Origin of the sequence: Haematospirillum sp. H4485, from assembly GCF_012102745.1 — a bacterium.
Taxonomy (GTDB): Bacteria; Pseudomonadota; Alphaproteobacteria; order Rhodospirillales; family Rhodospirillaceae; genus Haematospirillum.
The window spans coordinates 534,640-559,346 of record NZ_JAAVSY010000001.1 but is presented as its reverse complement, the minus strand read 5'-3'; the positions used below and the strand labels follow the sequence as shown (position 1 = coordinate 559,346).

General features: G+C 54.8%; 24 protein-coding genes. 13 read left to right on the top strand and 11 right to left on the bottom strand.

From position 1 onward, the window contains the following. Window positions 1-275: helix-turn-helix domain-containing protein (locus HEQ61_RS02595; protein WP_168084748.1), on the top strand; the 275-nt coding region annotated here is incomplete at its 5' end. A 246-nt stretch (window positions 276-521) separates the two neighbouring features. Here the strand turns inward: HEQ61_RS02595 and HEQ61_RS02590 are convergent. Beyond that, entirely contained in the window at window positions 522-1,673 is a 1,152-nt protein-coding gene (locus tag HEQ61_RS02590) for an OpgC family protein (RefSeq protein WP_168019181.1), read from the bottom strand. A gap of 186 nt (window positions 1,674-1,859) precedes the next feature. On the opposite strand from HEQ61_RS02590, the gene HEQ61_RS02585 reads away from it, so the two are divergent. Continuing rightward, the gene (locus HEQ61_RS02585; RefSeq protein WP_168019276.1) at window positions 1,860-2,582 is read left to right on the top strand and encodes an SDR family NAD(P)-dependent oxidoreductase; all 723 of its coding nucleotides are present in this window, start codon (window positions 1,860-1,862) and stop codon (window positions 2,580-2,582) included. Between the two features lie 27 nt (window positions 2,583-2,609). Further along, window positions 2,610-3,146 carry a gamma carbonic anhydrase family protein gene (locus HEQ61_RS02580; RefSeq protein ID WP_168019180.1) on the top strand — a complete coding sequence of 179 codons (537 nt, stop codon included), beginning with the start codon at window positions 2,610-2,612 and terminating at the stop codon, window positions 3,144-3,146. Window positions 3,147-3,153: 7 nt separating this feature from the next. Here HEQ61_RS02580 and HEQ61_RS02575 read toward each other — a convergent pair whose 3' ends face one another. Next, entirely contained in the window at window positions 3,154-4,968 is a 1,815-nt protein-coding gene (locus tag HEQ61_RS02575; protein WP_168019179.1) for a PHA/PHB synthase family protein, read from the bottom strand. A 233-nt stretch (window positions 4,969-5,201) separates the two neighbouring features. Here HEQ61_RS02575 and HEQ61_RS02570 point away from each other — a divergent pair, with 233 nt between their 5' ends. The 5 genes from HEQ61_RS02570 (at window position 5,202) to recJ (ending at window position 11,598) form a co-directional block, all read left to right on the top strand. After that, window positions 5,202-6,011: a hypothetical protein gene (locus HEQ61_RS02570; protein ID WP_168019178.1), complete on the top strand. Its 810-nt coding sequence runs from the start codon at window positions 5,202-5,204 to the stop codon at window positions 6,009-6,011. A gap of 164 nt (window positions 6,012-6,175) precedes the next feature. Then, a complete protein-coding gene (locus HEQ61_RS02565) occupies window positions 6,176-7,411 on the top strand; it encodes an LL-diaminopimelate aminotransferase (protein ID WP_168019177.1) in 1,236 nt (411 codons plus the stop codon). Between the two features lie 34 nt (window positions 7,412-7,445). Beyond that, a complete protein-coding gene (locus HEQ61_RS02560) occupies window positions 7,446-8,738 on the top strand; it encodes a homoserine dehydrogenase (RefSeq protein WP_168019176.1) in 1,293 nt (430 codons plus the stop codon). 68 nt (window positions 8,739-8,806) lie between these two features. Continuing rightward, window positions 8,807-9,811 carry a class II fructose-bisphosphatase gene (glpX, locus tag HEQ61_RS02555; protein ID WP_209315584.1) on the top strand — a complete coding sequence of 335 codons (1,005 nt, stop codon included), beginning with the start codon at window positions 8,807-8,809 and terminating at the stop codon, window positions 9,809-9,811. A gap of 17 nt (window positions 9,812-9,828) precedes the next feature. Further along, entirely contained in the window at window positions 9,829-11,598 is a 1,770-nt protein-coding gene (gene recJ, locus HEQ61_RS02550; RefSeq protein WP_168019175.1) for a single-stranded-DNA-specific exonuclease RecJ, read from the top strand. A 59-nt stretch (window positions 11,599-11,657) separates the two neighbouring features. On the opposite strand, the gene HEQ61_RS02545 is transcribed toward recJ, so the two are convergent. From HEQ61_RS02545 to sdhC, 4 genes are read right to left on the bottom strand one after another with little or no spacing between them, the layout of a single operon-like run. After that, a complete protein-coding gene (locus HEQ61_RS02545; RefSeq protein WP_168019174.1) occupies window positions 11,658-12,440 on the bottom strand; it encodes a succinate dehydrogenase iron-sulfur subunit in 783 nt (260 codons plus the stop codon). Between the two features lie 26 nt (window positions 12,441-12,466). Next, window positions 12,467-14,257 (bottom strand): succinate dehydrogenase flavoprotein subunit, encoded by a 1,791-nt coding sequence (gene sdhA / locus HEQ61_RS02540; protein WP_168019173.1) that lies wholly within the window; start codon window positions 14,255-14,257, stop codon window positions 12,467-12,469. Then, window positions 14,257-14,643 carry a succinate dehydrogenase, hydrophobic membrane anchor protein gene (sdhD, locus tag HEQ61_RS02535; RefSeq protein WP_168019170.1) on the bottom strand — a complete coding sequence of 129 codons (387 nt, stop codon included), beginning with the start codon at window positions 14,641-14,643 and terminating at the stop codon, window positions 14,257-14,259. The genes sdhA and sdhD overlap by 1 nt, the downstream gene beginning before the upstream one ends. Before the next feature lie 24 nt (window positions 14,644-14,667). Further along, on the bottom strand, window positions 14,668-15,051 hold the full coding sequence (gene sdhC / locus HEQ61_RS02530) for a succinate dehydrogenase, cytochrome b556 subunit (RefSeq protein ID WP_168019168.1): 384 nt from the start codon (window positions 15,049-15,051) through the stop codon (window positions 14,668-14,670). Window positions 15,052-15,436: 385 nt separating this feature from the next. On the opposite strand from sdhC, the gene HEQ61_RS02525 reads away from it, so the two are divergent. Next, the gene (locus HEQ61_RS02525) at window positions 15,437-17,002 is read left to right on the top strand and encodes an ATP-binding protein (protein WP_168019166.1); all 1,566 of its coding nucleotides are present in this window, start codon (window positions 15,437-15,439) and stop codon (window positions 17,000-17,002) included. A 43-nt stretch (window positions 17,003-17,045) separates the two neighbouring features. Here the strand turns inward: HEQ61_RS02525 and HEQ61_RS02520 are convergent, their stop codons facing one another. Beyond that, window positions 17,046-18,611: a catalase gene (locus HEQ61_RS02520; RefSeq protein WP_168019164.1), complete on the bottom strand. Its 1,566-nt coding sequence runs from the start codon at window positions 18,609-18,611 to the stop codon at window positions 17,046-17,048. Between the two features lie 59 nt (window positions 18,612-18,670). On the opposite strand from HEQ61_RS02520, the gene HEQ61_RS02515 reads away from it, so the two are divergent. After that, window positions 18,671-18,928: a hypothetical protein gene (locus tag HEQ61_RS02515; RefSeq protein WP_168019162.1), complete on the top strand. Its 258-nt coding sequence runs from the start codon at window positions 18,671-18,673 to the stop codon at window positions 18,926-18,928. Continuing rightward, the gene (gene pdxY / locus HEQ61_RS02510; RefSeq protein ID WP_168019160.1) at window positions 18,909-19,787 is read left to right on the top strand and encodes a pyridoxal kinase; all 879 of its coding nucleotides are present in this window, start codon (window positions 18,909-18,911) and stop codon (window positions 19,785-19,787) included. Before HEQ61_RS02515 ends, pdxY begins: the two co-directional genes overlap by 20 nt. 12 nt (window positions 19,788-19,799) lie before the next feature. Here the strand turns inward: pdxY and ctrA are convergent, their stop codons facing one another. Next, window positions 19,800-20,525 (bottom strand): response regulator transcription factor CtrA, encoded by a 726-nt coding sequence (gene ctrA, locus HEQ61_RS02505; protein ID WP_168019158.1) that lies wholly within the window; start codon window positions 20,523-20,525, stop codon window positions 19,800-19,802. A 176-nt stretch (window positions 20,526-20,701) separates the two neighbouring features. Here ctrA and fliI point away from each other — a divergent pair, with 176 nt between their 5' ends. Both fliI and HEQ61_RS02495 read left to right on the top strand, forming a co-directional pair. Then, window positions 20,702-22,048: a flagellar protein export ATPase FliI gene (fliI, locus tag HEQ61_RS02500; protein WP_168019156.1), complete on the top strand. Its 1,347-nt coding sequence runs from the start codon at window positions 20,702-20,704 to the stop codon at window positions 22,046-22,048. A gap of 14 nt (window positions 22,049-22,062) precedes the next feature. Beyond that, complete coding sequence (locus tag HEQ61_RS02495; protein ID WP_167804767.1) at window positions 22,063-22,509, top strand: hypothetical protein; 447 nt, start codon at window positions 22,063-22,065, stop codon at window positions 22,507-22,509. Here the strand turns inward: HEQ61_RS02495 and HEQ61_RS02490 are convergent. The 3 genes from HEQ61_RS02490 to exbD all read right to left on the bottom strand — a co-directional run bounded on the left by HEQ61_RS02490 (window position 22,492) and on the right by exbD (window position 24,704). Further along, the gene (locus tag HEQ61_RS02490) at window positions 22,492-23,403 is read right to left on the bottom strand and encodes an amino acid ABC transporter substrate-binding protein (protein ID WP_168019154.1); all 912 of its coding nucleotides are present in this window, start codon (window positions 23,401-23,403) and stop codon (window positions 22,492-22,494) included. The genes HEQ61_RS02495 and HEQ61_RS02490 overlap by 18 nt on opposite strands. A gap of 135 nt (window positions 23,404-23,538) precedes the next feature. After that, on the bottom strand, window positions 23,539-24,282 hold the full coding sequence (locus HEQ61_RS11470) for an energy transducer TonB (RefSeq protein ID WP_168019152.1): 744 nt from the start codon (window positions 24,280-24,282) through the stop codon (window positions 23,539-23,541). Then, window positions 24,279-24,704 (bottom strand): TonB system transport protein ExbD, encoded by a 426-nt coding sequence (exbD, locus tag HEQ61_RS02480; RefSeq protein ID WP_168019150.1) that lies wholly within the window; start codon window positions 24,702-24,704, stop codon window positions 24,279-24,281. Before exbD ends, HEQ61_RS11470 begins: the two co-directional genes overlap by 4 nt. Window positions 24,705-24,707: the final 3 nt, after the last annotated feature.

The following is a 24,707-nucleotide window of genomic DNA, read 5'->3' as shown; positions in this document are numbered from 1 at the left end:
CCGACCCCATGGGGAAGATGTTCTTCAACATCCTCGCTACCTTTGCGGAGTTTGAGTCGGACATCATCCGGCTACGGACCCGCGAGGGCATGGCGGTAGCCCGCGCCAAGGGCAAACTACGCGGCAAGAAGCCCAAGCTCTCCGAACGGCAGCAATGCGAGTTGCGGCGGATGTACGATACCGGTGACTACAGCATCAGCGATCTGGCCGAGCTGTTCTCCGTCTCCAGGCCAACCGTGTACCGCACCCTCACACGCACCGAGCACGCCAAATAGCAATCAAAATTCAAAGCCATTTAGCGATCAAGCTCACAAACAGGAGAGCACGAATGCATACTACACCCTCATTGAATGGCATGCCCCTGTAAAAACACGCAACCCCATAATTTAACGATGATTTTTTCTGGATGATCCTTCCTGAAGCAGGGGGAATGCTTAACATTTTTTACTGGCAGTATCGATTCGTCAGAAACCCTCTGTCTGTATATGGGTCTTTGGTATTGTGTCTTTCCAGAAAACTTTTCAGGCTGTTTTTGCATCTGTTCTGGATGCATGCATTGGAATAACGCTCGCTTTCCTGTCTGTGGCACTTGCAAGCAGGGCGAGCAGTGTGGTTCCGGCAAGCCCGGTCACAATATGGGCGACAGGGCTGTTTCCCGCCGCGTAGGCCGGAATGGTCAGGAAGGGAGTGACGATAACGCCGGTACCAAAAACAAATAGAGAGTGACGGCCCATTCTTCTCAGGCAAACAGAATACGTGTGATCCAGCCATGGTCCCGAGGGGATCACCACGATGCTAAACCAAGCGAGGGCAAGAAAGTGAAGGATGCGCATAGGGTCTGGTAGGCTTTTGTCAATGGGATAAAGCCATGTTGCCAACGTTTGGGGTACGAAGGCGTCGTGCAGTTCCGGAAATTTCCAGCTCCAGGCAAGCAGGAAGCCGGTGCCGAGAATCAGCAGGGCCATGGTGCGGGTGCGTGAGGAGTGGGAGGACGGAAGAAAGCAATCACTGTATAACGCGCACAGACCGCCCAGACAAAAAAGAAACTGCCACCCAAGAGGGTTGAAAAAGAGGGGATTTGCAGCCGTTCCCGGAATAGAAAGTTCAAATAGCAGGGTTGAGGCATACAGGCATGCCGACAAGGCCCCGAGAACAAGCGGGCGGTAGACAAGAAGCGGTAGTGTAAGAGCCATGCCAAGCAGAAGAACAATATAGAGCGGCAGTGGATCAAGAAGCGGCAGGCAGTATTGCAGGGTTACAATGCCCCACCAGGCTTGTGTATCATTCAGCCAGACGGGCAGTTGGCTCCATTCCCCTTTATACGCCGATGATTGTGGCAGGAGCTGTAGGGCACAGGCATTGGCAACGAGCAATCCTGTCAGGAGAAGATACGTTCCGTAGAGCGTTATGGCCCGTTTCAGTATGCGCCTTGCCGCAATCCAATACCCTTTCTGCCGCAGAAGGTTCCCCCATGCCATGGCTGCAGAGTATCCAGCGAGAAAGACAAAGATTTCAGCAGCATCGCTCAATCCGAAGTTCCGGATTGTTATCAGGCCCAGAGGATTGTCCGGCAGGTGGTCCCAGAACATGAATACCAGCGCCAGGCCCCGGAAGAAATCAACCCTGGGATCGCGCCGTTTGGTTGTAGGCAGTGTGGGCGTGACAAGGCCCATGGTGGTATTCTTCTCTCATTTGTGGAAGCAGGCTCGGGCGCGGATGTATAGAAGTGAAACGTTGTCCTTTCAATCGGGATATTTTTCTGTTCAGGCCAATATGTAGACCGATATCTGTTATATGCTTTGTTCCATAGTGATGGTCTTCTGACCGGGGAAGAGTAAAGGGCATCGATTGTGGCTATTGTGCATACTGTTTTTATCAGTGGCGCCAGCCGTGGCATTGGCTTGGCAACAGCTTTGCGTTTCTGTGCCGAAGGATGGCGGGTTATAACCTGTGCCAGGGGGGCTGTGTCTGTGCCGCGTCCCGGGGAATGGAGCGAGCACCTCTGTGCCGATTTATCCTGCCCTGATTCTGTCGAGCGTTTGGTGGAGCAGGTGCATTCGGTCTTGGGTGGTGATCCGTTGCATGCCTTGGTCAATAACGCCGGGATCTCCCCAAAAACGCCTTTCCGTGAGCGTTTGGGGGTCCTGAATGGTGATCTCGATGGGTGGCGCTCTGTTTTCGAGCTTAACTTCTTCACCCCCCTGCGTTTGGCCCGGGGGTTCGCTGCTGATTTGCACCGGGGGCAGGGGGCAATCGTCAATATTACCTCGATTGCCGGGCATGCTGTGCATCCCTTTGCTGGTTCTGCCTACTCCACAAGCAAAAGTGCCTTGTCGGGCTTGACCCGGGAGATGGCGGCTGAAATGGCCCAATTGGGCATCCGGGTTAATGCTGTTGCCCCCGGAGAGATAAAAACAGAAATGGTGTCGAGCGAGTATGAGGCTCTGATTCCACGTATTCCGCTTGATCGTATGGGAACACCCGAGGATGTCGCCTCTTGTGTGTTTCGGCTTTGTTCGTCAGAGTTTGGTTATATAAATGGCAGCGAAATTTTTGTGACCGGCGGGCAGCACTTGTATTAAGTCTGCGCAGGCAAAAGGAGCTTTCGCATGCAGACCAATCCCATCATTCTGCCGTGGCGTGGTGTGACTCCGGCTCTTGACCCTACGGTTTTTGTTGCCCCGGGCGCTAGTGTGATTGGTGACGTGGTGATTGGTGCGGGATCTTCGGTTTGGTTCGGGGCTGTGGTGCGGGGGGATGTTCACCAGATCCGGATCGGGTGCCGCTCCAACATTCAGGACGGGACGGTTGTCCACGTCTCGCGCGGGAAGTCTGGTACCGCGATAGGGGATGATGTTCTGGTCGGTCACAACTGTATTATCCATGCCTGTACCTTGCAAAGTCGCTCCTTCATAGGCATGGGGGCCGTTGTTATGGATTTTGCCGTGGTGGAAAGCGGGGCTATGGTTGCTGCCGGTGCATTGGTACCCCAAGGGCGCAGGATACCGTCCGGAGAATTATGGGGAGGGAGTCCGGCCCGTAAAATGAGGGATCTGACGCCGGATGAGACAGACTTTATCGTCAGCCAGTGCGCGCATTACTCTGCACTGGGAAAAGAGTACCGGGAGATGATCGTCTCACTTTGAGAGACTCTCAGCCGGCACGGATGCGGACATACTGGCCCGGTGCGGGTTCAAGCGGTGTCATTGGGCCATGTTCGGGGTCTCGGGCCGGTATGTCTTCACCACTTTGTGGCTTGAGCCATGCCATCCAGTCCGTCCACCAGCTTCCTTTATGTTCCTTGGCTTTCTGCAGCCAGTCATCCGGTGTTTTGGCCTTCTGGCCATTGGTCCAGTATGCATATTTACCGGCTGCCGGGGGGTTTATAACGCCGGCAATGTGTCCTGATGCGCCCAATACAAAGCGTACCTTGCCCGTGAAAATATGTGTTGCGGCATAGGTCGCTTTCCATGGGGCGATGTGATCCTCGCGGCAGGACAGCATATAGACCGGGGTATCGATGCAGCGCAGGTTTATCGGTGTTCCCTTCAGGGTAATGCCGCCTGGTTTGATCAGGTTGTTTTCCCTGTACATGTTGTGCAGGTAGAAGCTGTGCATGGATGCCGGCATCCGGGTGGAATCGCTGTTCCAGTACAGAAGATCAAAAGGGAACGGTTCCTTGCCAAGCAGGTAGTTATTGACGACAAAAGACCAGATTAGCTCGTTGGAGCGCAGCATGTTAAAGCTGTTCGCCATGTCTGCGCCATCAAGATATCCTGTCCTTGACATCTTGCTGTCAAGAACCTCCAGCTGCTCGTCATCGATAAATACGCTGATCTCACCGGGATCAGAAAAATCGGTCAGGGCTGCCAGAAGGGTGGCAGAGGTTATGCACCTGTCCTGTCCGTTGGCTTTGAGCCATGCCAATGTACTGGCCAGCAGTGTGCCGCCAAGGCAATAGCCCAGGGCATGGATGGATTCCGTGTGTGTCTGGGCCTTGATTGCCTCTATTGCAGCCAGTGGGCCTTCGGTCATGTAATCTTCAAAAGACTTTGCCGCCAGATGTTCATCCGGATTGACCCACGAGATGACAAAGACACTGAAACCCTGATCAACACACCATTTGACGAGGCTGTTGTTCTCTCTCAGGTCAAGAATGTAGTACTTGTTTATCCAAGGCGGAATAATAAGAAGGGGTACATGTTTCACAGTTTCTGTTGATGGCGCGTACTGAATAAGCTGGATAAGGTCATTCTGGAAAATGACCTGTCCCGGGGTGGATGCAACATTCCGGCCGATATCGAAAGCATTCTCGTCGGTCATGGAAATCCGCAGCCGTCCGCGCCCGCGTTCAAGATCAGACAGAAGGTGTTCAAGTCCCTTGATCAGGTTCTCACCGCCAGTCTCAGCTGTAATACGCAGAACTTCGGGGTTGGTCAGAACGAAGTTGGAGGGAGCCATCGCGTCAACAAACTGGCGTGTGTAGAAGTCAACCTTGCGGGCTGACTGTTCATCAAGTCCTTCAACATCCTTGACGGTGCTGCGGATCCAGCGCGCTGTCAAAAGATACGACTGTTTTATGAAGTCGAAGAGCTCGTTATCTTGCCATGCCTCGTCACGGAAGCGTTTGTCGCTCTTGTCAGGCTCTACCACGGGAGGGGCTTTTTCACCCATCATGCGCAAGGCTGTGTTCTGCCAAAGATTGACGTAGTCCTGCCAAAGAGACACCTGAGCTTCGACAAGTCTGGCTGGGTCAGCCATCAGGCGGGTTGTCATTTCCAGGAACGCACCGGCGATATTAAGAGGGTCGAGCGTATCCGGTTCTGCATTTTCGGGATGACGCCGGATAAATTCCTGAATCAGGCGCTGACTGCGTTCTGCAATACTGGACAAGGCCCGGGATATGTCCGTGGGGTCCGGGATCTGGGCGTCCGGGCGCGCTGGATGATCAGGGATCTTGTCCGGCATGGGCGTTTTCTTTCCTGGGTCCTTGATCGTTCAGGTCTTGGTGATGGGGTACAAATCAGGCAGACGAGAGAGGATGGCCCAGAAATCAGGATCTGGGGAGGGAACAAGTAGATGCTATCATGAAGATAGTTTCTGTGAATTTCACTACCTTTCAGTAGATTGTTTTTCTTGGGAGTTATAATAAACCCGGGTGGGGTATGGAACGGGTTTCTCGCAAGGGGAGGATTCAAGACATGTTCAGGGCCTTCTATGTGCACCCTTCGGTCATTTCTCGGTTTCTTGCTGTGCTGATCTGCTGCTTGGAAGTGGTTATGCCTGCCAAGGCTGACGGGACGAATCCGGACCTTGTGCGTGATCAGGCTCATGGATCTGAAGGCCTGGTCTCTGCTCCATCTCATCCAGAGTATGTGCTGGATAGGAAGAGAGAGCAGCCTTTCGAGCAAAAGATTCTGAGCCGCTCTGCTGCTGCGTCTGATGTTTCTGTCGATACAGCACCTGCCCCTGCTGTACCAAAGCCGGTTGCTCCTGTGAAAGCGGAGTCTGTTGTTGATGACGTTGCTCCATCAGCAACGCCAAGTAATGGGGACAGAGCCTTCGTGGCAAAGCCTGTTGTTGATACGCAACCGGAATTTCCAGTTACCGTGCTTGTTGATTCGCAAGGCGTATCTGCTGTCTCTCCCGACAGGGTGAGTATTCCTGAAAGGGCAGCCCAAGAGTCCGGGAAAACCACGTTGGTAGCAACCATTGAATATCAGCCCGCATCTTTTTCTCTCGACCGTACAGACCATGACATTCTGCGCCAAGTAGCACGCCTCAGGCATCAGCGGGGGGCAGATGAGACCGTCCACGTGGTTGGTCACGCTGCATCTTATAGTACAGCCTTGCAACGAGCCCGCAGTGTGGTCAGCGTTCTACAGGCCCAAGGAATTCCTGCTACAGCTCTCTATGCATCGGCTATTGTCATAGGTGACAGGGAGGAGCATGAATCGGAGACTTCTTCGGATGAAGGGGGGCATTATACCCGGATTTGGTTTGGTTATTGATATTCTATGTTTTTCCTTTTTTTGTTATGAATGTTCCCGAAAATTGCTTTGATCGTATTTTGATCACTGGAAAGCTGTTTTCTGAAAAACAACTATCGCTTCCGTTTGTGTGACGCGGTAAACAGTGCAGTATCAAGTGCGCAGTGTTTTTTCCGGAACGGGACATGGACCAGGAATTTCATCGTATAAAACGCCTTCCGCCCTATGTTTTTGCTGAAGTCAACGCGATGAAAGCAAAGGCTCGTGCTGCCGGGGAAGACATTATTGACCTTGGCATGGGGAATCCCGACCAACCGACGCCACCCCATATTGTTGAAAAACTGATCGAAGCTGCCACCAATCCAAGGGCGCACTGCTATTCCCAGTCGCGGGGTATACCTGGTCTGCGCAAGGCATTGGCGGGGTATTACCGTCGTCGGTTTGATGTCAGCCTTGATCCCGAAGATGAAGTGATTGTTACTATCGGCTCCAAGGAAGGGCTCGCTAATCTTGCCCAAGCCATAACCAGCCCGGGTGATGTTATCCTGTCCCCTGACCCCAGTTATCCCATTCATGCCTTCGGTTTCATCATTGCCGGTGCAGCTGTGCGGTCAATACCCGCCTGTCCCGATGAAGAGTTTTTGCGTGCCTTGGAGCGTGGAGTACGCCACAGTGTTCCCAAGCCGGTTGCTGTTATTGTCAACTTCCCGTCCAACCCGACGGCGATGGTTGCAACGCTTGATTTTTATAAGGATATCATCGCGTTTTGCCGTAAGCATGACATCTTTGTGCTGTCCGATATTGCCTACTGTGAAATTTATTTTGACGGGAATCCTCCCCCATCCATCTTGCAGGTTCCGGGTTCAAAGGACGTGGCGGTGGAATTTTCCTCTATGTCCAAGTCCTACAACATGGCCGGGTGGCGTATTGGGTTTGCCGCAGGGAATCCCAGGTTGATCAAAGCGTTGGCCCGCGTCAAAAGTTACCTGGACTATGGTGCCTTTACACCTATTCAGGTGGCTGCTACAGCAGCCCTGAATGGCCCTCAGGATTGCGTGGAACAGATCCGCACCATGTACCGCCAACGCCGTGACGTTCTGATCGAGGGTCTGCACCACGCAGGTTGGATGGTTCCCAGCCCGCCGGCTTCCATGTTTGCCTGGGCGCCCATTCCACCCGCTTTCAGTCACCTCGGGTCTGTCGAGTTTGCCAAGCTGCTGATGCAAGAGGCCAAGGTCGCGGTTGCCCCTGGCCTTGGTTTCGGAGAGCATGGCGATGGCTATGTCCGCATTGGCTTGGTTGAGAACAAACACCGGATCCGTCAGGCTGTTCGCAATATCAAGGGGTTCCTGCAGCGCCAGGGGGCGGGTGTAGTGTCGGAATCCGAGATCGGGCGCGTTATGGATCGTCCGGTTATATAAACTCCCCCTTAATTCCCAAGGAGCTTGTTTTCTCGTGCCCAATTCCCTGAAGGTTGCTGTTGTAGGTCTTGGTACGGTTGGTGCGGAAACGATCAGGGTCTTGCAGAGAAATGCCCCGGTTATCGCGGCCCGTTGTGGGCGCCCGATAGAGGTTGTTGCGGTCTCTGCCAGAACACCTGGTCGGGAACGTGGTTTTTCCATGGAAGGGATTACATGGTACGACGACCCTGTGGCGTTGGTTTCTGACCACCACGTTGATGTCGTCTGCGAGCTGGTTGGCGGCGAAGATGGTGTAGCTGGACAGGTGGTCAGGGCGGCCTTGGGGCGCGGGTATCACGTAGTTACGGCCAACAAGGCTTTGTTGGCCCACCATGGCGCTGAACTGGCTGCCCTTGCGGAAAAGAAGGGTGTTGCCTTGGGCTGGGAGGCTGCTGTTGCTGGTGGTATTCCTGTCGTCAAGGTCTTGCGGGAGGGTCTGTCTGCCAACCAGATAAGCTGCGTTTATGGCATCTTGAACGGTACCTGCAATTATATCCTTACAAACATGCGCGAGACCGGACGGAATTTTGCGGATGTTCTACTGGATGCCCAGAAGCTGGGATATGCGGAAGCAGATCCGTCTTTTGATGTTGATGGTGTTGATACGGCTCATAAGTTGGCGATTCTCACCAGCCTTGCATTTGGTACGCGTACTGACTTTGATGCCATTTATGTCGAGGGTATTCGTTCGTTGACGGCTATGGATATCGCCTTTGCTGACGAGCTGGGATACCGAATCAAGCTGTTGGGAATTGCGCAGGCTACAGATCGTGGTATCGAGCAGAGGGTACATCCTTGCCTGGTTCGCAAGGATGCCCCCATTGCTGCCGTAGAGGGTGTTTTTAATGCCGTTGTCGCCGAGGGTCAGTTTGTCGGGCGTTCGGTCCTGGAGGGCCGGGGTGCCGGTGGTGGTCCGACCGCTTCCGCTGTGGTGGCTGATTTGATGGATATTGCGGCGGGGCGTGTTGGTCCTGTCTTTGGTGTTCCGGTGGCTGATCTTGTGCCTTTGCCGGAGTGGACCATGGAAGCCCGCAAGGGTGCTTATTATGTGCGTCTGATGGTCGAGGACCTGCCGGGTGTTTTTGCCGAGATTGCTGCGGCCTTGCGTGATGCCAAGGTTTCGATGGAAGCGGTTGTCCAGAGAGGTCGTGCGCCGGGTGAGGCGGTGCCGGTGGTCATGATCCTTCATGAGACGGTGGAAGCCGCCTTGAATGACGCGTTGCGCCGGATCCGTATCATTGCTGCTGTTGTTGAGCCTCCGCAGGTTATCCGTATTGAATCCTTCTGACATTCTTTTGCCGGAATTTTTACGGCATAGTTCTCTTTTGTTGATCACGACTGGGCGGAGCCGGTGTTATGGCTGATACATCACGTACACCGGTCCCCGGTCTGGAGCGGAACTTGGCACTGGAAATGTGCCGCGTTACCGAAGCGGCTGCTCTTTCAGCGTCCCGCTGGATGGGGCGTGGTAACGAAAAGGCTGCAGACCAAGCTGCTGTTGACGCCATGCGTCGTGCTCTCAATTCCATTCTGTTTGACGGAACCGTTGTGATTGGAGAGGGAGAGCGCGACGAAGCGCCCATGCTCTATATTGGAGAGAAAGTCGGGCAAGGGCAGGGGCCGAAAGTCGATATTGCATTGGATCCTCTTGAAGGGACCACGATCGTTGCAACCGGAGGAGCCAACGCGCTGGCTGTTGTTGCCTGTGCCGAACATGGGGGTTTTCTCAATGCTCCTGATGTTTACATGGACAAGATAGCGGTTGGTGCAGGTCTCCCGGGTGATCTCGTCGATCTTGATGCAACGCCACAGGATAATCTGGAAGCCTTGGCATCGGCCAGGAAGGCTGCAGTCTCGGATTTGGTTGTGTGTATTCTTGATCGACCGCGTCACAAGGACTTGATCAGGGCTGTGCGGGAAGCCGGGGCACGCATTACCCTGATCCCGGACGGAGATGTTTCGGGTGTGATCGCAACAGCAACGCCGGGTTCTGGCGTTGATATGTATATTGGCAGCGGTGGTGCTCCGGAAGGTGTCTTGGCTGCTGCGGCCTTGCGCTGTATTGGCGGCCAGATGCAGGGGCGACTTTTATTCCGGAACGATGATGAGCGTGCGCGTGCCGCCCGTTGGGGCATTACGGATCTTGATCGCAAATACGGTCTTGCCGATATGGCCAAGGGAGACGTTATGTTTGCCGCAACAGGGGTGACGGATGGTGCCATGTTGCGCGGTGTGCAGCGGTGGCATAACGGGGCGCGGACACATTCGTTGGTTATGCGTTCGCGTTCTGGAACGGTCCGTTGGGTTGATGCCTTGCATAATTTTGATCGCAAGGTAGGCTTCCTGCCTGTCGATATGTAGGACGCGCGAGAAAGAACATGGTTGCATTTCTGGATGTGGAGCGGTCATTGGCTGGCCGTCGGTGGTGTCTACGTGCCGGTGATGAGCGCCATGCTGAAACCATCAGCCAGCGTTTCGGGCTTCCTGGTATTGTTGGTCGCATGCTGGCTGCACGTGGTGTTGATGTGGATGCAGCGCCCTTGTTTCTCAATCCAACCTTGAAGGCTCTTTTGCCCGATCCTCTCCATCTGAAGGGCATGGCACAGGCTGTAGAGCGTTTGTGTTCTGCTATCAGGCAAGGGGAAACGGTTGCAGTATTTGGTGATTATGACGTGGACGGGGCTACCTCGTCCGCCTTGTTGCTGCGTTTCTTGCGGATGCTTGGCCTGAAGCCCGTTCTTTATATTCCCGATCGTATTGCCGAGGGATATGGACCCAACACTCCTGCCATGCTTGCACTCAAGGAGCGCGGTGTAGATCTGGTGATAACGGTTGATTGCGGAACAACAGCGTTTGAGCCGCTTCAGGCTGCAGCGACAGCGGGTCTTGATGTTATTGTGGTCGACCATCACGAGGCAGAGCCGACCTTGCCTGAGGCGGTGGCGGTGATTAACCCCAAGCGTCTGGATGATCCCAGCGAGCACAAGCATCTTGCTGCTGTTGGTGTGGTTTTTCTGTTGATTGTTGCCGTCAACCGTGCGCTGCGTCAGCAGGGTTGGTACAGCGATTCATCCCGGCCCGAGCCAGACCTGATGACATGGCTCGATATCGTTGCCCTTGGTACGGTTTGTGACGTTGTTCCCCTTGTCGGGGTCAACCGGGCCTTGGTCGCACGTGGGCTGGAGGTGATGGCGCGTCGCGGTAATGCCGGGCTGGCAGCTTTGGCTGATGTGGCCAAGATCACCGAAACTCCGACAGCTTTTCATCTGGGGTATCTTTTGGGGCCACGTGTCAATGCCGGTGGGCGTGTAGGACAAGCAGATCTGGGGGCCAAGCTCTTGGCGTGTGACGATCCGGTCGAGGCTGGTGTTCTGGCCTTGCGTCTGCACGAGTATAATGCAGAGCGTCAGGATATAGAGGCTGCTGTTTTATTTGAGGCCATCGAACAGGCAGAGAGTCGTGCAAACACGGATGATCCGCTGGTTATGGTAGCCGGAGAAAACTGGCATCCCGGCGTTATTGGTATTGTCGCGGGGCGTTTGAAGGAGCGCTATAACCTGCCTGTTTGCGTGGTTGCGCTTGATGGGGGAATGGCCAAGGGATCAGGGCGCTCTGTTGTTGGCTTGGACTTGGGACGGGCGGTTATTGCTGCCCGTGAAGCTGGCCTTTTGGAAGCCGGTGGGGGCCATGCCATGGCGGCGGGTTTTTCCCTGAAGGCCGAGCGCTTGGATCAATTCCGTCAGTTTCTGGCTGACAGGCTGTCCAGTCAGCTGAAAGAGGGGACCTTGTCGCCCGTTCTTGAGGTTGATGGTGCTGTGGATATTCGTGCGGCCACGCCTGATTTTTTACAGACCGTCGGGAAAGCCGGCCCGTTCGGGGCGGGTAATGAACCCCCTAAATTTGTTGTGCCATCTGCCCGTATTGTCCGTGCAGATGTTGTCGGGCAAGGTCATGTGCGGATGACCCTGACTGGTGCATGCGGCGGGCGCCTGAAGGCTATTGCTTTCCGCAGCATTGATACCGATCTTGGTGTTGCCCTGCTTAATGCCCAAGGGACAGCGTACCATCTGGCCGGATCCCTGCGTCTGGATACGTGGCAGGGGCGGAATGAGTGCCAGCTGGTTGTCGAGGATGCGGCACCGGCCTGAGAAAGAGAAAGGGGAAGCGCGGTCACGCCTCCCCTTCCAACATGCGTTTGTGCGTTCAATCAAAGTGAACGCTCGATGATCTTCTTCTTGATATCCGCAATGGCTTTGGCCGGGTTCAAGCCTTTCGGGCACGTATTGGTACAGTTCATGATTGTGTGACAGCGATACAGCTTGAACGGATCTTCCAAGGCGTCCAGGCGTTTCCCTGTTGCCTCGTCACGGGAATCATTGATCCAGCGCGCGGCCTGCAGCAGCACGGCAGGCCCCAGATAGCGATCACCATTCCACCAGTAGCTGGGGCAGGAGGTGGAGCAGCAGAAACACAGGATGCATTCCCACAGTCCATCAAGCTTCTCCCGGTCTTCTGGAGACTGGAGGCGCTCCCCGTTCGGGGGGAAAGGGGTGTCGGCCTGCATCCAAGGCTCTATGGAGGCATACTGGGCATAGACGTGTGTCAGGTCCGGTACCAGATCCTTGACCACAGGCATGTGCGGCAACGGGTAGACTTTGACATCGCCCTTCACATCCCCGATTGGTTTCAGGCACGCTAGTGTATTTGTGCCGTCAATGTTCATGGCACACGACCCACAAATACCTTCCCGGCAGGAACGACGAAGTGTCAGTGTCGAGTCAATCTCATTCTTGATTTTCAGCAGTGCATCCAGAACCATCGGGCCGCACGCATCAAGATCAATCTCGAAGGTGTCCAGTCTCGGGTTCTGCCCGCTGTCCGGATCATAGCGATAAATCCGGAAGGTCTTGACGTTCTTGGCACCAGCCGGGGCCTTGACGGTTTTTCCTTCGGTAACCCGGCTGTTGGCAGGCAGGTTGAATTCAACCATGGTGTTTTCCCTTTCAGCCAGCGCGCTCAGTAAACGCGCTTTTGCGGCTTGATATACTCAACCTCGTTCGACAGCGTGTAGGTATGCACTGGCCGATAGTCCAGGCGGACGGAATATTTCTCGTCAACATAAGCCAGCGTGTGCTTCATCCACGTCTGGTCATCGCGTTCCGGGTAATCTTCGTGGGCATGCGCCCCGCGTGATTCCTTACGGGCTTCGGCAGAAACCATTGTGGCATTGGCACAGGCCATAAGATTTTCAAGCTCCAGAGCCTCGATCAGGTCGGTGTTGAAAATCAGTGAGCGGTCGGTAATGCCCATATCCGGCATGGTGCCTGCAATTTTCTTCAGGTTGCTCACGCCTTCCTGCAGGGATTTAGACGTGCGGTATACCGCCGCATCCATTTGCATGGCTTTTTGCATGTCAAGGCGAATATCAGACACGCGACGCGGCCCTTTGGCGTGACGAACGCGATCCAGACGGTCCAGCGCATTCTGTCCGGCATCGGCGGGTAGTGGCTTGTGTTTGGAGCCCGGCTTTATCAGCTCCGCTGCCCTGTGTGCTGCGGCGCGCCCAAAGACAACAAGGTCCAGCAAGGAGTTTGTACCAAGCCGGTTGGCTCCGTGAACGGAAACGCAGGCCGCCTCTCCGACAGCCATCAAGCCTCCGCATAGATTATCCGGGCTTCCCGCTTTGGGGCGTACAACCTCGCCGGTGTAGATCGTCGGGATGCCACCCATATTGTAGTGTACGGTTGGAAGAACCGGGATCGGCTCACGCGTGGCGTCAACTCCGGCGAAAATTTTGGCAGTTTCTGTAATGCCTGGCAGGCGTGCATGCAGAACATCAGCACCCAGATGTTCCAGATGCAGGAAAATGTGGTCCTGCTCTTTTCCGACACCCCGTCTTTCGCGGATTTCCATGGTCATGGCGCGGGATACGACGTCGCGTGATGCCAGATCCTTCGCTGTTGGTGCATAACGCTCCATAAAACGGTCGCCACTGGAGTTTGTCAGATAGCCCCCCTCGCCACGGGCACCTTCTGTAATCAGACAGCCTGATCCATAAATGCCGGTGGGATGGAACTGGACAAACTCATGATCCTGAAGAGGCAGCCCGGCGCGGGCAACCATGCCATTGCCGTCCCCGGTACAGGTATGGGCGGATGTACAGGAGAAATAGGCGCGACCGTATCCCCCGGTTGCCAAGACCGTTTGGTGCGCCCGGAAGCGGTGGATGGCACCGGTTGCCATATCGAGTGCGACAACGCCCAGACATTCTCCACTGGATGGATCCATGATCAGGTCAAGGGCAAAATATTCAACAAAGAACTCTGCCTTGTGCTTCAGGCTTTGCTGGTACAGCGTATGCAGAATGGCGTGGCCAGTCCTGTCTGCGGCAGCACAGGCCCGTTGTACCGGGGCCTTGCCAAAGTCACGCATATGGCCACCGAAGGGACGCTGGTAGATCTTGCCTTCGGGGGTACGCGAAAAGGGGACCCCGAAGTGCTCCAGCTCGTGAACAGCCGGTATGGCCTCGCGGCACATGTATTCAATGGCATCCTGGTCGCCCAGCCAGTCTGACCCCTTGACCGTGTCGTACATATGCCATTCCCACTTGTCCTCGGCCATGTTGCCCAAGGCAGCGCCGATGCCACCTTGTGCGGCAACGGTATGGGACCGTGTAGGGAAAACCTTGGTGATGCAGGCCGTCTTCAGCCCGGCAGCCACCATGCCGAATGTGGCACGCAAACCAGCCCCGCCCGCGCCGACAACAACAACATCATACGTGTGGTCAATAAAGGTATATGCAGCCATCAGCCCCGGCCTCCCATTGCAATCATCAGCACCAAAACAACAGAAAAGATGCCGAACAGGACTGCAAGCAGTTTGGTGACAATAATTCCGGCAACCTTTGCCGCATTACAGTGGACGTAGTCTTCAATCACCACCTGGAGGCCCAGCTGGGCGTGGTGAAAAACGGCAACCAGAAGCGCAATCAGCAGCGTTGCGTTGAGCGGCGAAGACAGCCAGCCCCGCATTGCCGCATGATCGGCCCCTACGTGTGATGCCAGCGAGGCAACAAACCAGAACACGAGGGGGATCATGGCAACCGCCGTGACGCGTTGCTGCCACCAGTGGTGTGCGCCCTCGTGGGCAGATCCAAGCCCGCGGGCCCGGGAAAGTGGAGTGCGCAAGGTCATGGTATTCTCAACTCCCTGTCCGGCTCAGTGCATCATGCCTATGCCCCAGGCCAGGGCCGTCAGGGCAATAGAGGCAATGAGAACAACAATGCCGGAACCCCGTATTTCATGAATTTCGAAAAGCTTGCCGGCATCCCAGAACAGGTGCCGGATGCCGTTACATACGTGGTAAAACAGCGCAAAGCTCCACCCTGCAAGCAGAAGCTTGCCCAGCGGAGAACCAATCAGGGATGCGGCGCGGGCATAGGCATCAGGGCCTGATGCTGCAGCCCACAGCCAGTACATCAGCAGGGCGGTTCCTGCGATCAGGGCAACGCCGGTAATGCGATGGCTGATGGACATCGCCATGTGCAGCCTGAAGGCATAAATCTGGAGATGCGGGGATACTGGTCTGGTATCAGCTTTCATGGCCCAAGCCTCTTGCGGGGTTTCCCTGCCGGAGCGCAATACCCTGGATGCGCATGGTGCGGAAAATTTCTGGTTTACGGTGCGTCGGTGATGTAGCTCTTCGTCTCGTTTCTTGTCAATGATTGGAACAGTTTCCAAAGGGTTGTCCGGTATCGTGCCCCAGACACGGGGCTTCTGCAATCCAAAGCCCTGGTATCATCTGCCTTGCTGCGGTGTGAAAGCCCATTTCCATGACCTGAATGGCAGAAAGGCTGGAGAATTGGTGCCTTGGGCAGGGGGAGGCAAAGGGCTGTACAGACAACTTTGCTGTTGGCTCAAGGGTTGACATATACGCCCCAATGGACAGATTCGCCCCTTTGCTGTGTTGACCATTACCGGAGAGATCATGACCGTCAGCATCGATATGGGCCGGACGCAGACGGGAACCCCTGCTTTTCTTGATCTGGAAGAGCTGCTTGCAACACGTTTGCTGGTACAGGGAAACTCGGGATCGGGGAAGTCACACCTGTTGCGCCGTTTGGTGGAGCAGGCGGCCAGTCATGTCCAGCAGGTTATTATTGACCCTGAGGGTGATTTTGTAACCCTGTCCGAACGTTTTGGGCATGTTGTGGTGGATGCGGCCGAGCATTCCGAGAATGGTCTGCAGAAAGTGGCCGGGCGGGTCCGCGAACATCGCGTTTCTGTTGTCCTGACCTTGGAGCACCAGGAAACAGAACGGCAGCTGCGGTCGGCTGCAGCCTTCCTTGGGGGGCTGTTTGATTCAGATAGAACGTTCTGGTATCCAGCTTTGGTTGTTGTTGATGAAGCGCAGCTGTTTGCGCCATCTGCAGCGGGAGAAATATCGGATGAGGCCCGCAAGGTGTCTTTGGGGGCGATGACCAATTTGATGTGTAGGGGTCGGAAACGTGGCCTGGCCGGGATTATTGCAACCCAGCGCCTTGCCAAACTGGCCAAGAATGTTGCCGCCGAGGCTTCCAATTTTCTGATGGGGCGGACCTTCCTGGATATCGATATGGCGCGTGCCGCAGATTTGCTGGGGATGGAGCGGCGCCAGGCCGAGATGTTCCGTGATTTGCAGAGAGGGCAGTTTATTGCGCTTGGGCCGGCGCTTTCCCGTCGTCCCTTGCCCATTCGCATTGGTGCGGTCGAGACTTCGGGCCGCTCTTCCAGCCCGCGTCTTTTGTCTCCACCTCCTTCGCTGGGGGAGCAGGCCCGCGATTTGCTGATGGCTTCCGAAGGGCATGATACTCGGCATATGTCTTGTGCGCGTATTACCCCTGTGACGACGGAGCCTCCCCCTCCGATATCAGATATGCCGTTGGCGCGTGCCCAAGATGAGGGGCAAGAAATTCGGTCGTCTGTTTTTGCTGAAGCTGGAGAAGCTGACTCCCTTCTGGCCCCTTGCCCTGTTGCTGCACCTGCTCCGGTCCAGGCCGTCAAGCCTATCGCTGAAATTGGACAGAGCGCTTTTTACGACATGGTGCTCCGCGATCTGTTGTCTGATGACGATGCGCCCTATCGTTCAGTCGCCGTCCTGTATCAGGATTTCCTGGTCTGCTGTCGTAGTCATGGTGCCAGCGGTCGGGGCCTTGATCTTCCTGGCTTCCGGCGCCGTCTGGCTGTTGTGCGGGCCGGGTTGACCGAGCGTTGCATGCCGGAAGAGGATTGGAATCGTGTGATGGCGGCTGCAGATCTGATTCCCGAAGATTTACGGGCGTTGTTCCTGATGTTGGCCAAGGCCGCCTTTGAGAAGGGCCCTTGTCCATCCGATGCGGATATTGCCAAGGCCAGAGGCAGCCGGTCATCACGCCGTGCCCGTGGCTTGTTAAGTCATCTGGAGGAACAAGGCGTGATTGTCATTCGTGACGATGTGTACGGGAACCGGGCGATTGCACTGCCGGGTCTTGGTTGGGAAACTGCACCGGGGCATCCGGATGCTGTAGACGCTTAGGCAGCACCTGCCATCGTGTGAGATGACAGGTGCTACATTAGGCCTACTTCTTACGTGTTCCTGACTTTGCCGTTTTACTTTTGGCGGTAACTGTTTTTTTCTTTGTCTCTTTTTTTGCCTTTGCAGCTTTCTTGGTTTTGTCACTTGACCCACCTTCTTTCAGGCCAAGCGCTTTGGCAACGCCAGCCCCGTAGTCTGGATGCACTTTCTTGAAGAGGGCAATCTGGCGCTTTTGTATATCCTTTGGCACTCCATCCATATCTGCCGCAATGTTTTTGAAGAGCCTTTCTCTTTGCCCTTTGTCGAACAGCTCGAACAAGGCGCATGGCTGGCTGTAGTAATCTGTATCCTCACGATGGTTCCAATGATCCGCATCGCCTTCAATTTTCAGCGGCGGTTCGGCATGTTCCGGATGTTCATTCCAGTATCCGAAGCTATTCGGTTCATAGGTCACGCGCCCGGAGTTGATGTTGTCAACGCGCATGGGTCCATCCCGGTGGTAGATCCCATGTGCCGGGCAACGTGATGCATTGACCGGAATTTGATGGTGGTTGACACCCAGCCGATAGCGTTGTGTGTCCCCATAAGAGAAGAGCCGGCCCTGTAGCATCTTGTCCGGCGAGAACCCAATACCGGGCACAACATCAGCCGGGTTGAAGGCTGCTTGCTCCACTTCTGAAAAGTAATTTTCAGGATTGCGGTTCAGTTCCAGCTCGCCGACCTCGATCAGGGGATAATCTTTGTGAGGCCAGACTTTTGTCAGGTCAAAAGGATTGAATCGATATTTGGCCGCGTCTTTTTCCGGCATGATTTGTACACAGAAACGCCAGCGCGGGAATTTGCGGTTTGAAATGGCATCGTACAGGTCGCGTTGAGAGCTTTCGCGGTCCTGCCCGATCAGGGTGGCTGCTTCTGCGGGGTCCAGGTTCTGGATTCCTTGCCGTGATTTCAGATGGAATTTGACCCAGAAGCGTTGCTTTTTGGCATTGATGAAGCTGAACGTATGGCTGCCAAAGCCATGCATATGGCGATATGAACGGGGGATGCCTCGATCACTGAAATCTATGGTCAACTGGTGCAGGCTTTCCGGCAGATGGGAGAAAAAGTCCCACTTCCATGTGGCATTGCGCAGGTTGGTGTGTGGATCGCGCTTCACCACGTGATTGAGGTCGATAAACTTGAGCGGGTCGCGCAGGTAAAAAACAGGTGTGTTGTTGCCAACCAGATCCCAGTTTCCATCGTCAGTATAGAACTTGATGGCAAATCCACGGATATCACGTTCGGCATCGGCGGCACCGCGTTCTCCGGCAACGGTTGAGAAGCGTATGAACAAGTCGGTTTTCTTGCCAACTTTGGAAAAGATCTTTGCTTTGGTGTATTTGGTGATGTCCTTGGTAACGGTAAAGGTGCCATAGGCACCTGATCCCTTGGCATGCATTCTGCGCTCGGGGATAACTTCACGGTCGAAATGCGCCATCTTTTCCAGGAACCATACATCCTGCAACAGGAGTGGCCCCCGGGGTCCTGCTGTCATACTGTTCTGGTTGTTGGTAACTGGTGCGCCCGCTTTTGTGCGTAAGCGGCGATGTGACGTTGGTGTACTGGCCATGGATTCTTCCCCCGAAATCCAGAATGTGTTCTAGAGCGGTAGTGAGAATGAGCGAGGCCATGACCGATGCAAAGAGGCGACAACAGGCGAGAAAATTCATGGAACGTACAGCCATGACTTCTTTTTATGATACCGATAGTTATGAGATGTTACGTCATGCCGTCGTCAGGGCAAATTTTCTGTTCGGAGATATACCGGTTCGTTCTGGTGCTGTGACCGCAACACAGTGCGGTACTCAAAAGATGTTCGTGATGTTTTGTGCGACGCAGTTTTGTTCTTCAGGAGTGTTCTTTGGGCATGTTTCCTCCTGTTCGTAGTGTCGTATCCGTACAGTCGCATGTAGCCTATGGCCATGTCGGCAATGCTGCTGCTGTCTTTCCCTTGCAGCGGATGGGATTTGAAGTGTGGCCGGTTCATACGTGTCAGCTGTCCAGCCGGCTTGGTTATCCCGATGTTCGTGGTGATATTTTTCGTCCGGCGCATGTCCGCGATGTTTTGTCTGGTTTGGACAGTAACGGCATTCTTGGGCAATGTTCTGCCATGGTATCGGGTTTTCTCGGACGTGCCGCACTGGGAAAGGTCATTGCAAAGGCCGTTTGTCGCATGCGTGATTGCAACCCGGAAAGCTTGTATGTCTGTGATCCTGTTATGGGAGATGACAATGCTTCCGGAACCGGGGTCTTGTATGCACCTGCGGATATCCCGGCCTTCTTTGCCGATTGTTTGGTACCAATGGCTGATGTTGTGGTTCCAAACCGTTTTGAGCTGGCTCTTCTTGCTGGCATGGATGTTCGTACAGTTGAAGATGCCTTGAAGGCAGCCAAGATTGTTATTGGACGGGGGCCCCGCCTTGTGGTCACGACCAGTCTTCCTTTGCCTGATCCTGGCGAGATTGGTTGTTTGGCTGTAACTGCTGAACAGGCTTGGTTGGTTCGTGTCGAACGTATTCCAGTCAAGGCCAGCATGCATGGAACCGGTGACATTTTCACCGCATTGCTGACCGGTGCCTTGTTACACGATGTGCCTGTTCCTCAGGCAATGTCACATGCGGCATCCTCGCTGCATGCCATTATTAAAGAGACCGTTCATCGGGAAGAGGTGGAGCCTCAACTGATCGTATGCCAAGAATATCTCCTGACACCCCCATACCTGTTTGATTCTGAAAGTCTTGTGTAGTATGCGCCTGTTTCAGGCTGACACAGCATCGGAGGTCTGATAAGCGGCTGTTTCGCCGGCAATAGATGGATCGCGCAGTACATAGCCACGCCCCCAGACTGTTTCGATGTAATTATCTCCGTCTGATGCTACGGCAAGTTTTTTCCGTAGTTTGCAGATGAAAACATCGATAATTTTCAGCTCTGGTTCATCAATGCCATTGTAAAGATGGCTGAGAAATTGGTCCTTGGTGAGTGTCGTGCCCTTGCGGAGAGCCAGAAGCTCAAGAATACCGTATTCCTTGACCGTCAGGTGTACGGGGTTGCTGTCGATCGTGACGGTATGGGCGTCCAGGTTGACGCACAGCCGCCCTGTTCGCACAACGGATTGGGAGTGACCCTTTGAGCGTCGCACGATTGCCTGAATACGTGCGATCAGTTCTGAGCGGTCGAATGGCTTTGTCAAATAGTCATCGGCGCCGCTGCCAAGCCCACGGACTTTTCTGTCTGGTTCGTCAAGGCCGGACAGGATCAGGACTGGTGTTTCAATCCGCGCAGCCCGCAGCTGCCGGATGACGTCCACCCCGTCCATGTCCGGGAGGACCAAGTCGAGCAAGATGATGTCATAATCGTAGAGCTTGCCGATCTCCAGGCCATCTTCGCCCAAGTTGGTGGAGTCAACAACCCACTGCTCTTTGCGAAGCATGAGTTCGATACTCTGCCGGGTGGCTGTATCGTCTTCTACGACAAGAACGCGCATGGGGCACCCTCATGCTCTGCGCAGATGTCTTGATCCCTGTTCTTTGAATCCGGACATCCGATTAACCCGAGATTAACGATAGAGTGATTGATTGTTACGTGCAAGCACCAAGTGTCTGTGTGCCCGTAGTGTAACAGTACGCAGTGTCTTGTGATTCATGGCGGAAAGATCCTCGTATGCCCATACCGACAAGCAATCTGCTGACAGACATTGCTCGCTTGCCTGATTACAGACTTTTTGGTCGCGTGGTTGCTGTACAGGGGCTTCTGGTCGAAGTTGGAGGCATACAAACATCTGTCTCGGTCGGAGACCGTGTGATGCTCACAAGGCGGGATCAGCACATGGTGCCGGGAGAGATTGTCGGTTTTCGCGATGGTCGGGCACTGCTGATGCCTTTTGGGACCTTGGACGGGATAGGTTTGGGGGCTTGTGCCGAGGTGGTTGCTGCCGCTCCGGCTGTCTATCCGCATGAATCATGGCTGGGGCGTGTCATAACCGCCATGGCTGAGCCTGCAGACAGTTTGGGGCCTTTGTTGTCAGGACCTGTTGCCTATCCGGTTCGGGCCTCGCCGCCACCAGCTCATGCACGACAGAGAGTAGGGGGGAAGCTGGACCTTGGTATTCGGTGCCTGAACGCTTTCACAACGTGTTGCGTTGGCCAGCGTATGGGGATTTTTGCCGCATCAGGCGTCGGAAAATCTTCTGTCATGTCCATGATGGCCAAGTACTCATCGGCTGATGTGATTGTTTGTGGGCTTATAGGAGAGCGCGGGCGTGAGGCCCGGGAGTTCATAGAAGATGATCTGGGGCCTGAAGGTTTGGCCCGCTCTGTTGTTGTGATTGCCACGTCTGATGAGCCCCCCTTGATCCGGCGTCAGGCTGCTTATTTGACCATGGCGGTGGCAGAGTATTTCCGGGACAAGGGTGCCGAGGTCCTCTGTTTGATGGACAGTGTGACCCGTTTTGCCATGGCCCAGCGCGAGATCAGCCTTTCTGCGGGAGAGCCACCGGCCAGCAAGGGGTATACACCAACCGTTTTTGCCGAGTTGCCCAAGTTGCTGGAGCGTGCTGGCCCGGGAGGTCCCGGGCAGGGTAACATAACCGGCCTATTCACGGTTCTGGTCGAGGGGGATGATCACAACGAGCCCGTATCCGATGCTGTGCGCGGTATTCTGGATGGACATGTTGTGCTGGAGCGGTCCATCAGCGAGAGGGGTCGCTATCCCGCCATGAACATCCTGCGATCTGTTTCCCGGACCATGCCCGGCTGCAATACGGAATGGCAAAACCAGTTGATTTCACGTTGCCGCCGGATTGTGTCTGTTTATGAGGATATGAGTGAACTGATCCGTCTTGGTGCCTACAAAGATGGATCCAATGCGGAAGTGGACGAGGCGATAGCCCTGTATCCCCGTATAGAAGCCGTGCTGGGTCAGGGCAAGACTGAGTCCGCAACGCTGGATCAAACGTATGCCGCTCTGGCTGAGGCCGTTGGGTTCGAGATGGCAGCTGATAGCAGATAAAAGGGGAGTCTGTCGTGTCACGTACCCTGAAGGGTCTTGTACGCCTACGTAAGTGGGATGTTGATGAGAAACGTCGCTTTCTGGCGCGTCTGATCGCTTCGGAGGAGCAGCTTATCGCTTTGCTTCTTGCTCTGGAAGAGCAGGGGATCAAGGAGCGTCATGCAGCCGCGGCTGATCCCTTGGGTGCCGGCCTGACCTATGGCGGCTATGTGCGCTGGGCCAAGGAGCGCCGCGAGACACTTGAAAAAACTCTGAAAGACCTTCGTCGGCAGATCAGTGCTGCCCGTGATACGCTGGCCGAGGCATTCAAGGAACTGAAGACCAGTGAAATTGCCGAGGACAACCGTATCGGGCGTGAGACATCCATGCGTGAACGCCAAGAACGTGCCCTGCAAGATGACATCGGTCTTGAGATTTATCGCCGTCGTGGGGGGCGGACCAGTTTATTGACCCGTAAGTAACTCTGTGGTCGGGATTGCCAGTGTGGGACCGTGAGCATCCGGATCATTCAGCATAATAACGTGACGGCTCTTCAGGTTCAGGGCCTCCAGATCCTTGCGGAACAATGCGTCAAACCGGGTCTTCAGGGCTCCATTGGCCAATATGCGGTCCATCCCCGCTTCGAGGCGTTCTTTCAGCCTGTCCTCACCGACTGATACGTAAAGCCACATGGCAATCGGGGTTCGGACCAGTAGTGTTTGTTCGATCGCCAGGTCCGGGTATGTCTGCTTGTAGTGATCAAGTTCACGCATGACTTCGTAGACGCTACGGGACAAATAATCTACCCGACCTATAGACAGGAGATTGTACAGGCCATCCAGATCAGGCCACAGAGTCACGGGCAAATCATTACCTATGAAGATTTTGCTTATATGCCAGTTCCGGCCAGAGGCAACGGCGAAGGCAGCAAGATCATTCAGAGTTTTGACGCCGGAAAACTTGTTCTGCTCACCGGCCCGTATAATGGCAACCCGGTATCCCAGAAGACCCCGGTCCGCAACGTGACTGACCCGCATGAAGCGTTTGTCACTGATCGTACAGCTGGGGAGAAGGGCAACATTGATCAAGCCCCCCTTCTCAAGCTCTGTTTCCAGTCGTGTTCTATCCGAGACCCTGGATTCCAGAACCAATTTCCATGGACCAAAGTCCTGCTCTGTTGCCTGTAGGGCCATCCTCAGCACTTCTACAGACCAGGCAAAGCGGGGATCATCCGGATTTTCCGGGGCAGGCGTCCGCACTTCCATAGGCTCTTGCGCCAGGCAGAGGCCAGATACGGGAAGCAGGGCAACCATCAGCGCAACCATTGCCAACCTCAACATCCGCCATGCCTGACAGGGACTGATGGTCTGGAACATATGCGCTCACCCCTTGTCATGCGATAGAGTGTTGACCGGGTACTCTGGTATTCAGGAAGACCTCAGTAAGTATGGCAAATATACTTACGCAAAACCAGTATACTTGACCAAAATGTGTCACCGGGATCTTTGATCTTATCTCAGGTAGAATTGTATCGGAGAGACAAGCTCAAGAACAGAGCTTTCTGTTCCGGACGGAGGGGGAGGAAGAGGGCTTGCGCGCCTTACCAGATCCAGACCTTCCTGATCCAGAAGCGGGAAGCCCGATGATTCTTCCAGGCCCACGGACAAAACATCCCCCGTTCTGGCAATCATGAACCGGATAACAACAGTACCTTCCTGATAGCGTGCTTTTGCAAGGCGGGGGTAATGTTTGTGGCGTTCAAGATGTGACAGGATCTGGCCATGCCAGAGCGACATTTTGGCCGCAGCAGAGCTGTCGGATTGTGTTGTGACGCTGGTGTTGGAAGAAGGTGCTTGTTGGCCTGGGGTATCCTGCGACTGGTCCCGTTGTACCGGGTTCTCTTCCGTAGTACGTAATGCAGCAGGCTTGGAATTGGTTTTGCGGCGGCGCGTTTCTGTCCTGGGGGCCGGCTTGGGGAGCGTTACGTCTGCTTCCTGAACGGGTTGCAGTTTTTGCTCTTGCTGGTGTGGTTCTTCTACCGCATGAGATGGTGGTGCAGAGGCTGACGGCGCAGGCAGCATGTCAACAAGCAAAGCTTGCCCTGTGACAAAGCCTGCTGTCGGCTCCGGTGTGATCCAGGTTTCCAGCGCGGCAGCCACAAGAAGGCAGTGAGCCAGAAGCACAGTACCAAAACAGCTCGCCCAGCGATTGAAGGATTCTGGCTCCCATGGCAAGGATGCTGTGTGCTTCCTCACGGATTTTGTCCTTCCTCCACTCCGGTCAGGGCAATTTTCAGATATCCATTGTCCCGCAGTACATTCATGACGGCCATGACTGTTCCGTAATTCACCGCCTTGTCTGCCATAAGAAAAATGCGCTGTTCACGGTTCTGACCGGTTTGGGCATCCAGTGCTGCGGGGAGCATGGCGGTGGACAGTGTCTCGTGCCCCAGAAGAAGGTTCCCGTCGCGGGTCACTGTCAGAAAGACGGGATTGTCTGGTCTGGGTGTTGGTATCGCGGTTGAGGAGGGCAGATCAACGGGTGTGTCAACGGTCGACAGGGGGGCGGCTACCATGAAGACGACCAAAAGCACCAGAACAACATCGATAAAGGGTGTCACGTTGATAGCGTGATTTTCCATCAGTTCATCGCGACTATTATGAACAGGGCCGGCCATGCC

What these genes read in the sequence shown, in the direction of transcription:
- HEQ61_RS02570 (WP_168019178.1), top strand. Translation starts at nt 5,202, where the DNA reads ATGTTCAGGGCCTTCTATGTGCACCCTTCGGTCATTTCTCGGTTTCTT.
- HEQ61_RS02565 (WP_168019177.1), top strand. Translation starts at nt 6,176, where the DNA reads ATGGACCAGGAATTTCATCGTATAAAACGCCTTCCGCCCTATGTTTTT.
- sdhA (WP_168019173.1), bottom strand. Translation starts at nt 14,257, where the DNA reads ATGGCTGCATATACCTTTATTGACCACACGTATGATGTTGTTGTTGTC.
- fliI (WP_168019156.1), top strand. Translation starts at nt 20,702, where the DNA reads ATGCCCATACCGACAAGCAATCTGCTGACAGACATTGCTCGCTTGCCT.
- exbD (WP_168019150.1), bottom strand. Translation starts at nt 24,704, where the DNA reads ATGGCCGGCCCTGTTCATAATAGTCGCGATGAACTGATGGAAAATCAC.
- recJ (WP_168019175.1), top strand. Translation starts at nt 9,829, where the DNA reads ATGGTTGCATTTCTGGATGTGGAGCGGTCATTGGCTGGCCGTCGGTGG.
- HEQ61_RS02545 (WP_168019174.1), bottom strand. Translation starts at nt 12,440, where the DNA reads ATGGTTGAATTCAACCTGCCTGCCAACAGCCGGGTTACCGAAGGAAAA.
- HEQ61_RS02515 (WP_168019162.1), top strand. Translation starts at nt 18,671, where the DNA reads ATGACCGATGCAAAGAGGCGACAACAGGCGAGAAAATTCATGGAACGT.
- HEQ61_RS02575 (WP_168019179.1), bottom strand. Translation starts at nt 4,968, where the DNA reads ATGCCGGACAAGATCCCTGATCATCCAGCGCGCCCGGACGCCCAGATC.
- HEQ61_RS02590 (WP_168019181.1), bottom strand. Translation starts at nt 1,673, where the DNA reads ATGGGCCTTGTCACGCCCACACTGCCTACAACCAAACGGCGCGATCCC.
- HEQ61_RS02520 (WP_168019164.1), bottom strand. Translation starts at nt 18,611, where the DNA reads ATGGCCAGTACACCAACGTCACATCGCCGCTTACGCACAAAAGCGGGC.
- HEQ61_RS02580 (WP_168019180.1), top strand. Translation starts at nt 2,610, where the DNA reads ATGCAGACCAATCCCATCATTCTGCCGTGGCGTGGTGTGACTCCGGCT.
- ctrA (WP_168019158.1), bottom strand. Translation starts at nt 20,525, where the DNA reads ATGCGCGTTCTTGTCGTAGAAGACGATACAGCCACCCGGCAGAGTATC.
- HEQ61_RS02525 (WP_168019166.1), top strand. Translation starts at nt 15,437, where the DNA reads ATGACCGTCAGCATCGATATGGGCCGGACGCAGACGGGAACCCCTGCT.
- glpX (WP_209315584.1), top strand. Translation starts at nt 8,807, where the DNA reads ATGGCTGATACATCACGTACACCGGTCCCCGGTCTGGAGCGGAACTTG.
- HEQ61_RS02490 (WP_168019154.1), bottom strand. Translation starts at nt 23,403, where the DNA reads ATGTTCCAGACCATCAGTCCCTGTCAGGCATGGCGGATGTTGAGGTTG.
- pdxY (WP_168019160.1), top strand. Translation starts at nt 18,909, where the DNA reads ATGTTTCCTCCTGTTCGTAGTGTCGTATCCGTACAGTCGCATGTAGCC.
- sdhC (WP_168019168.1), bottom strand. Translation starts at nt 15,051, where the DNA reads ATGAAAGCTGATACCAGACCAGTATCCCCGCATCTCCAGATTTATGCC.
- sdhD (WP_168019170.1), bottom strand. Translation starts at nt 14,643, where the DNA reads ATGACCTTGCGCACTCCACTTTCCCGGGCCCGCGGGCTTGGATCTGCC.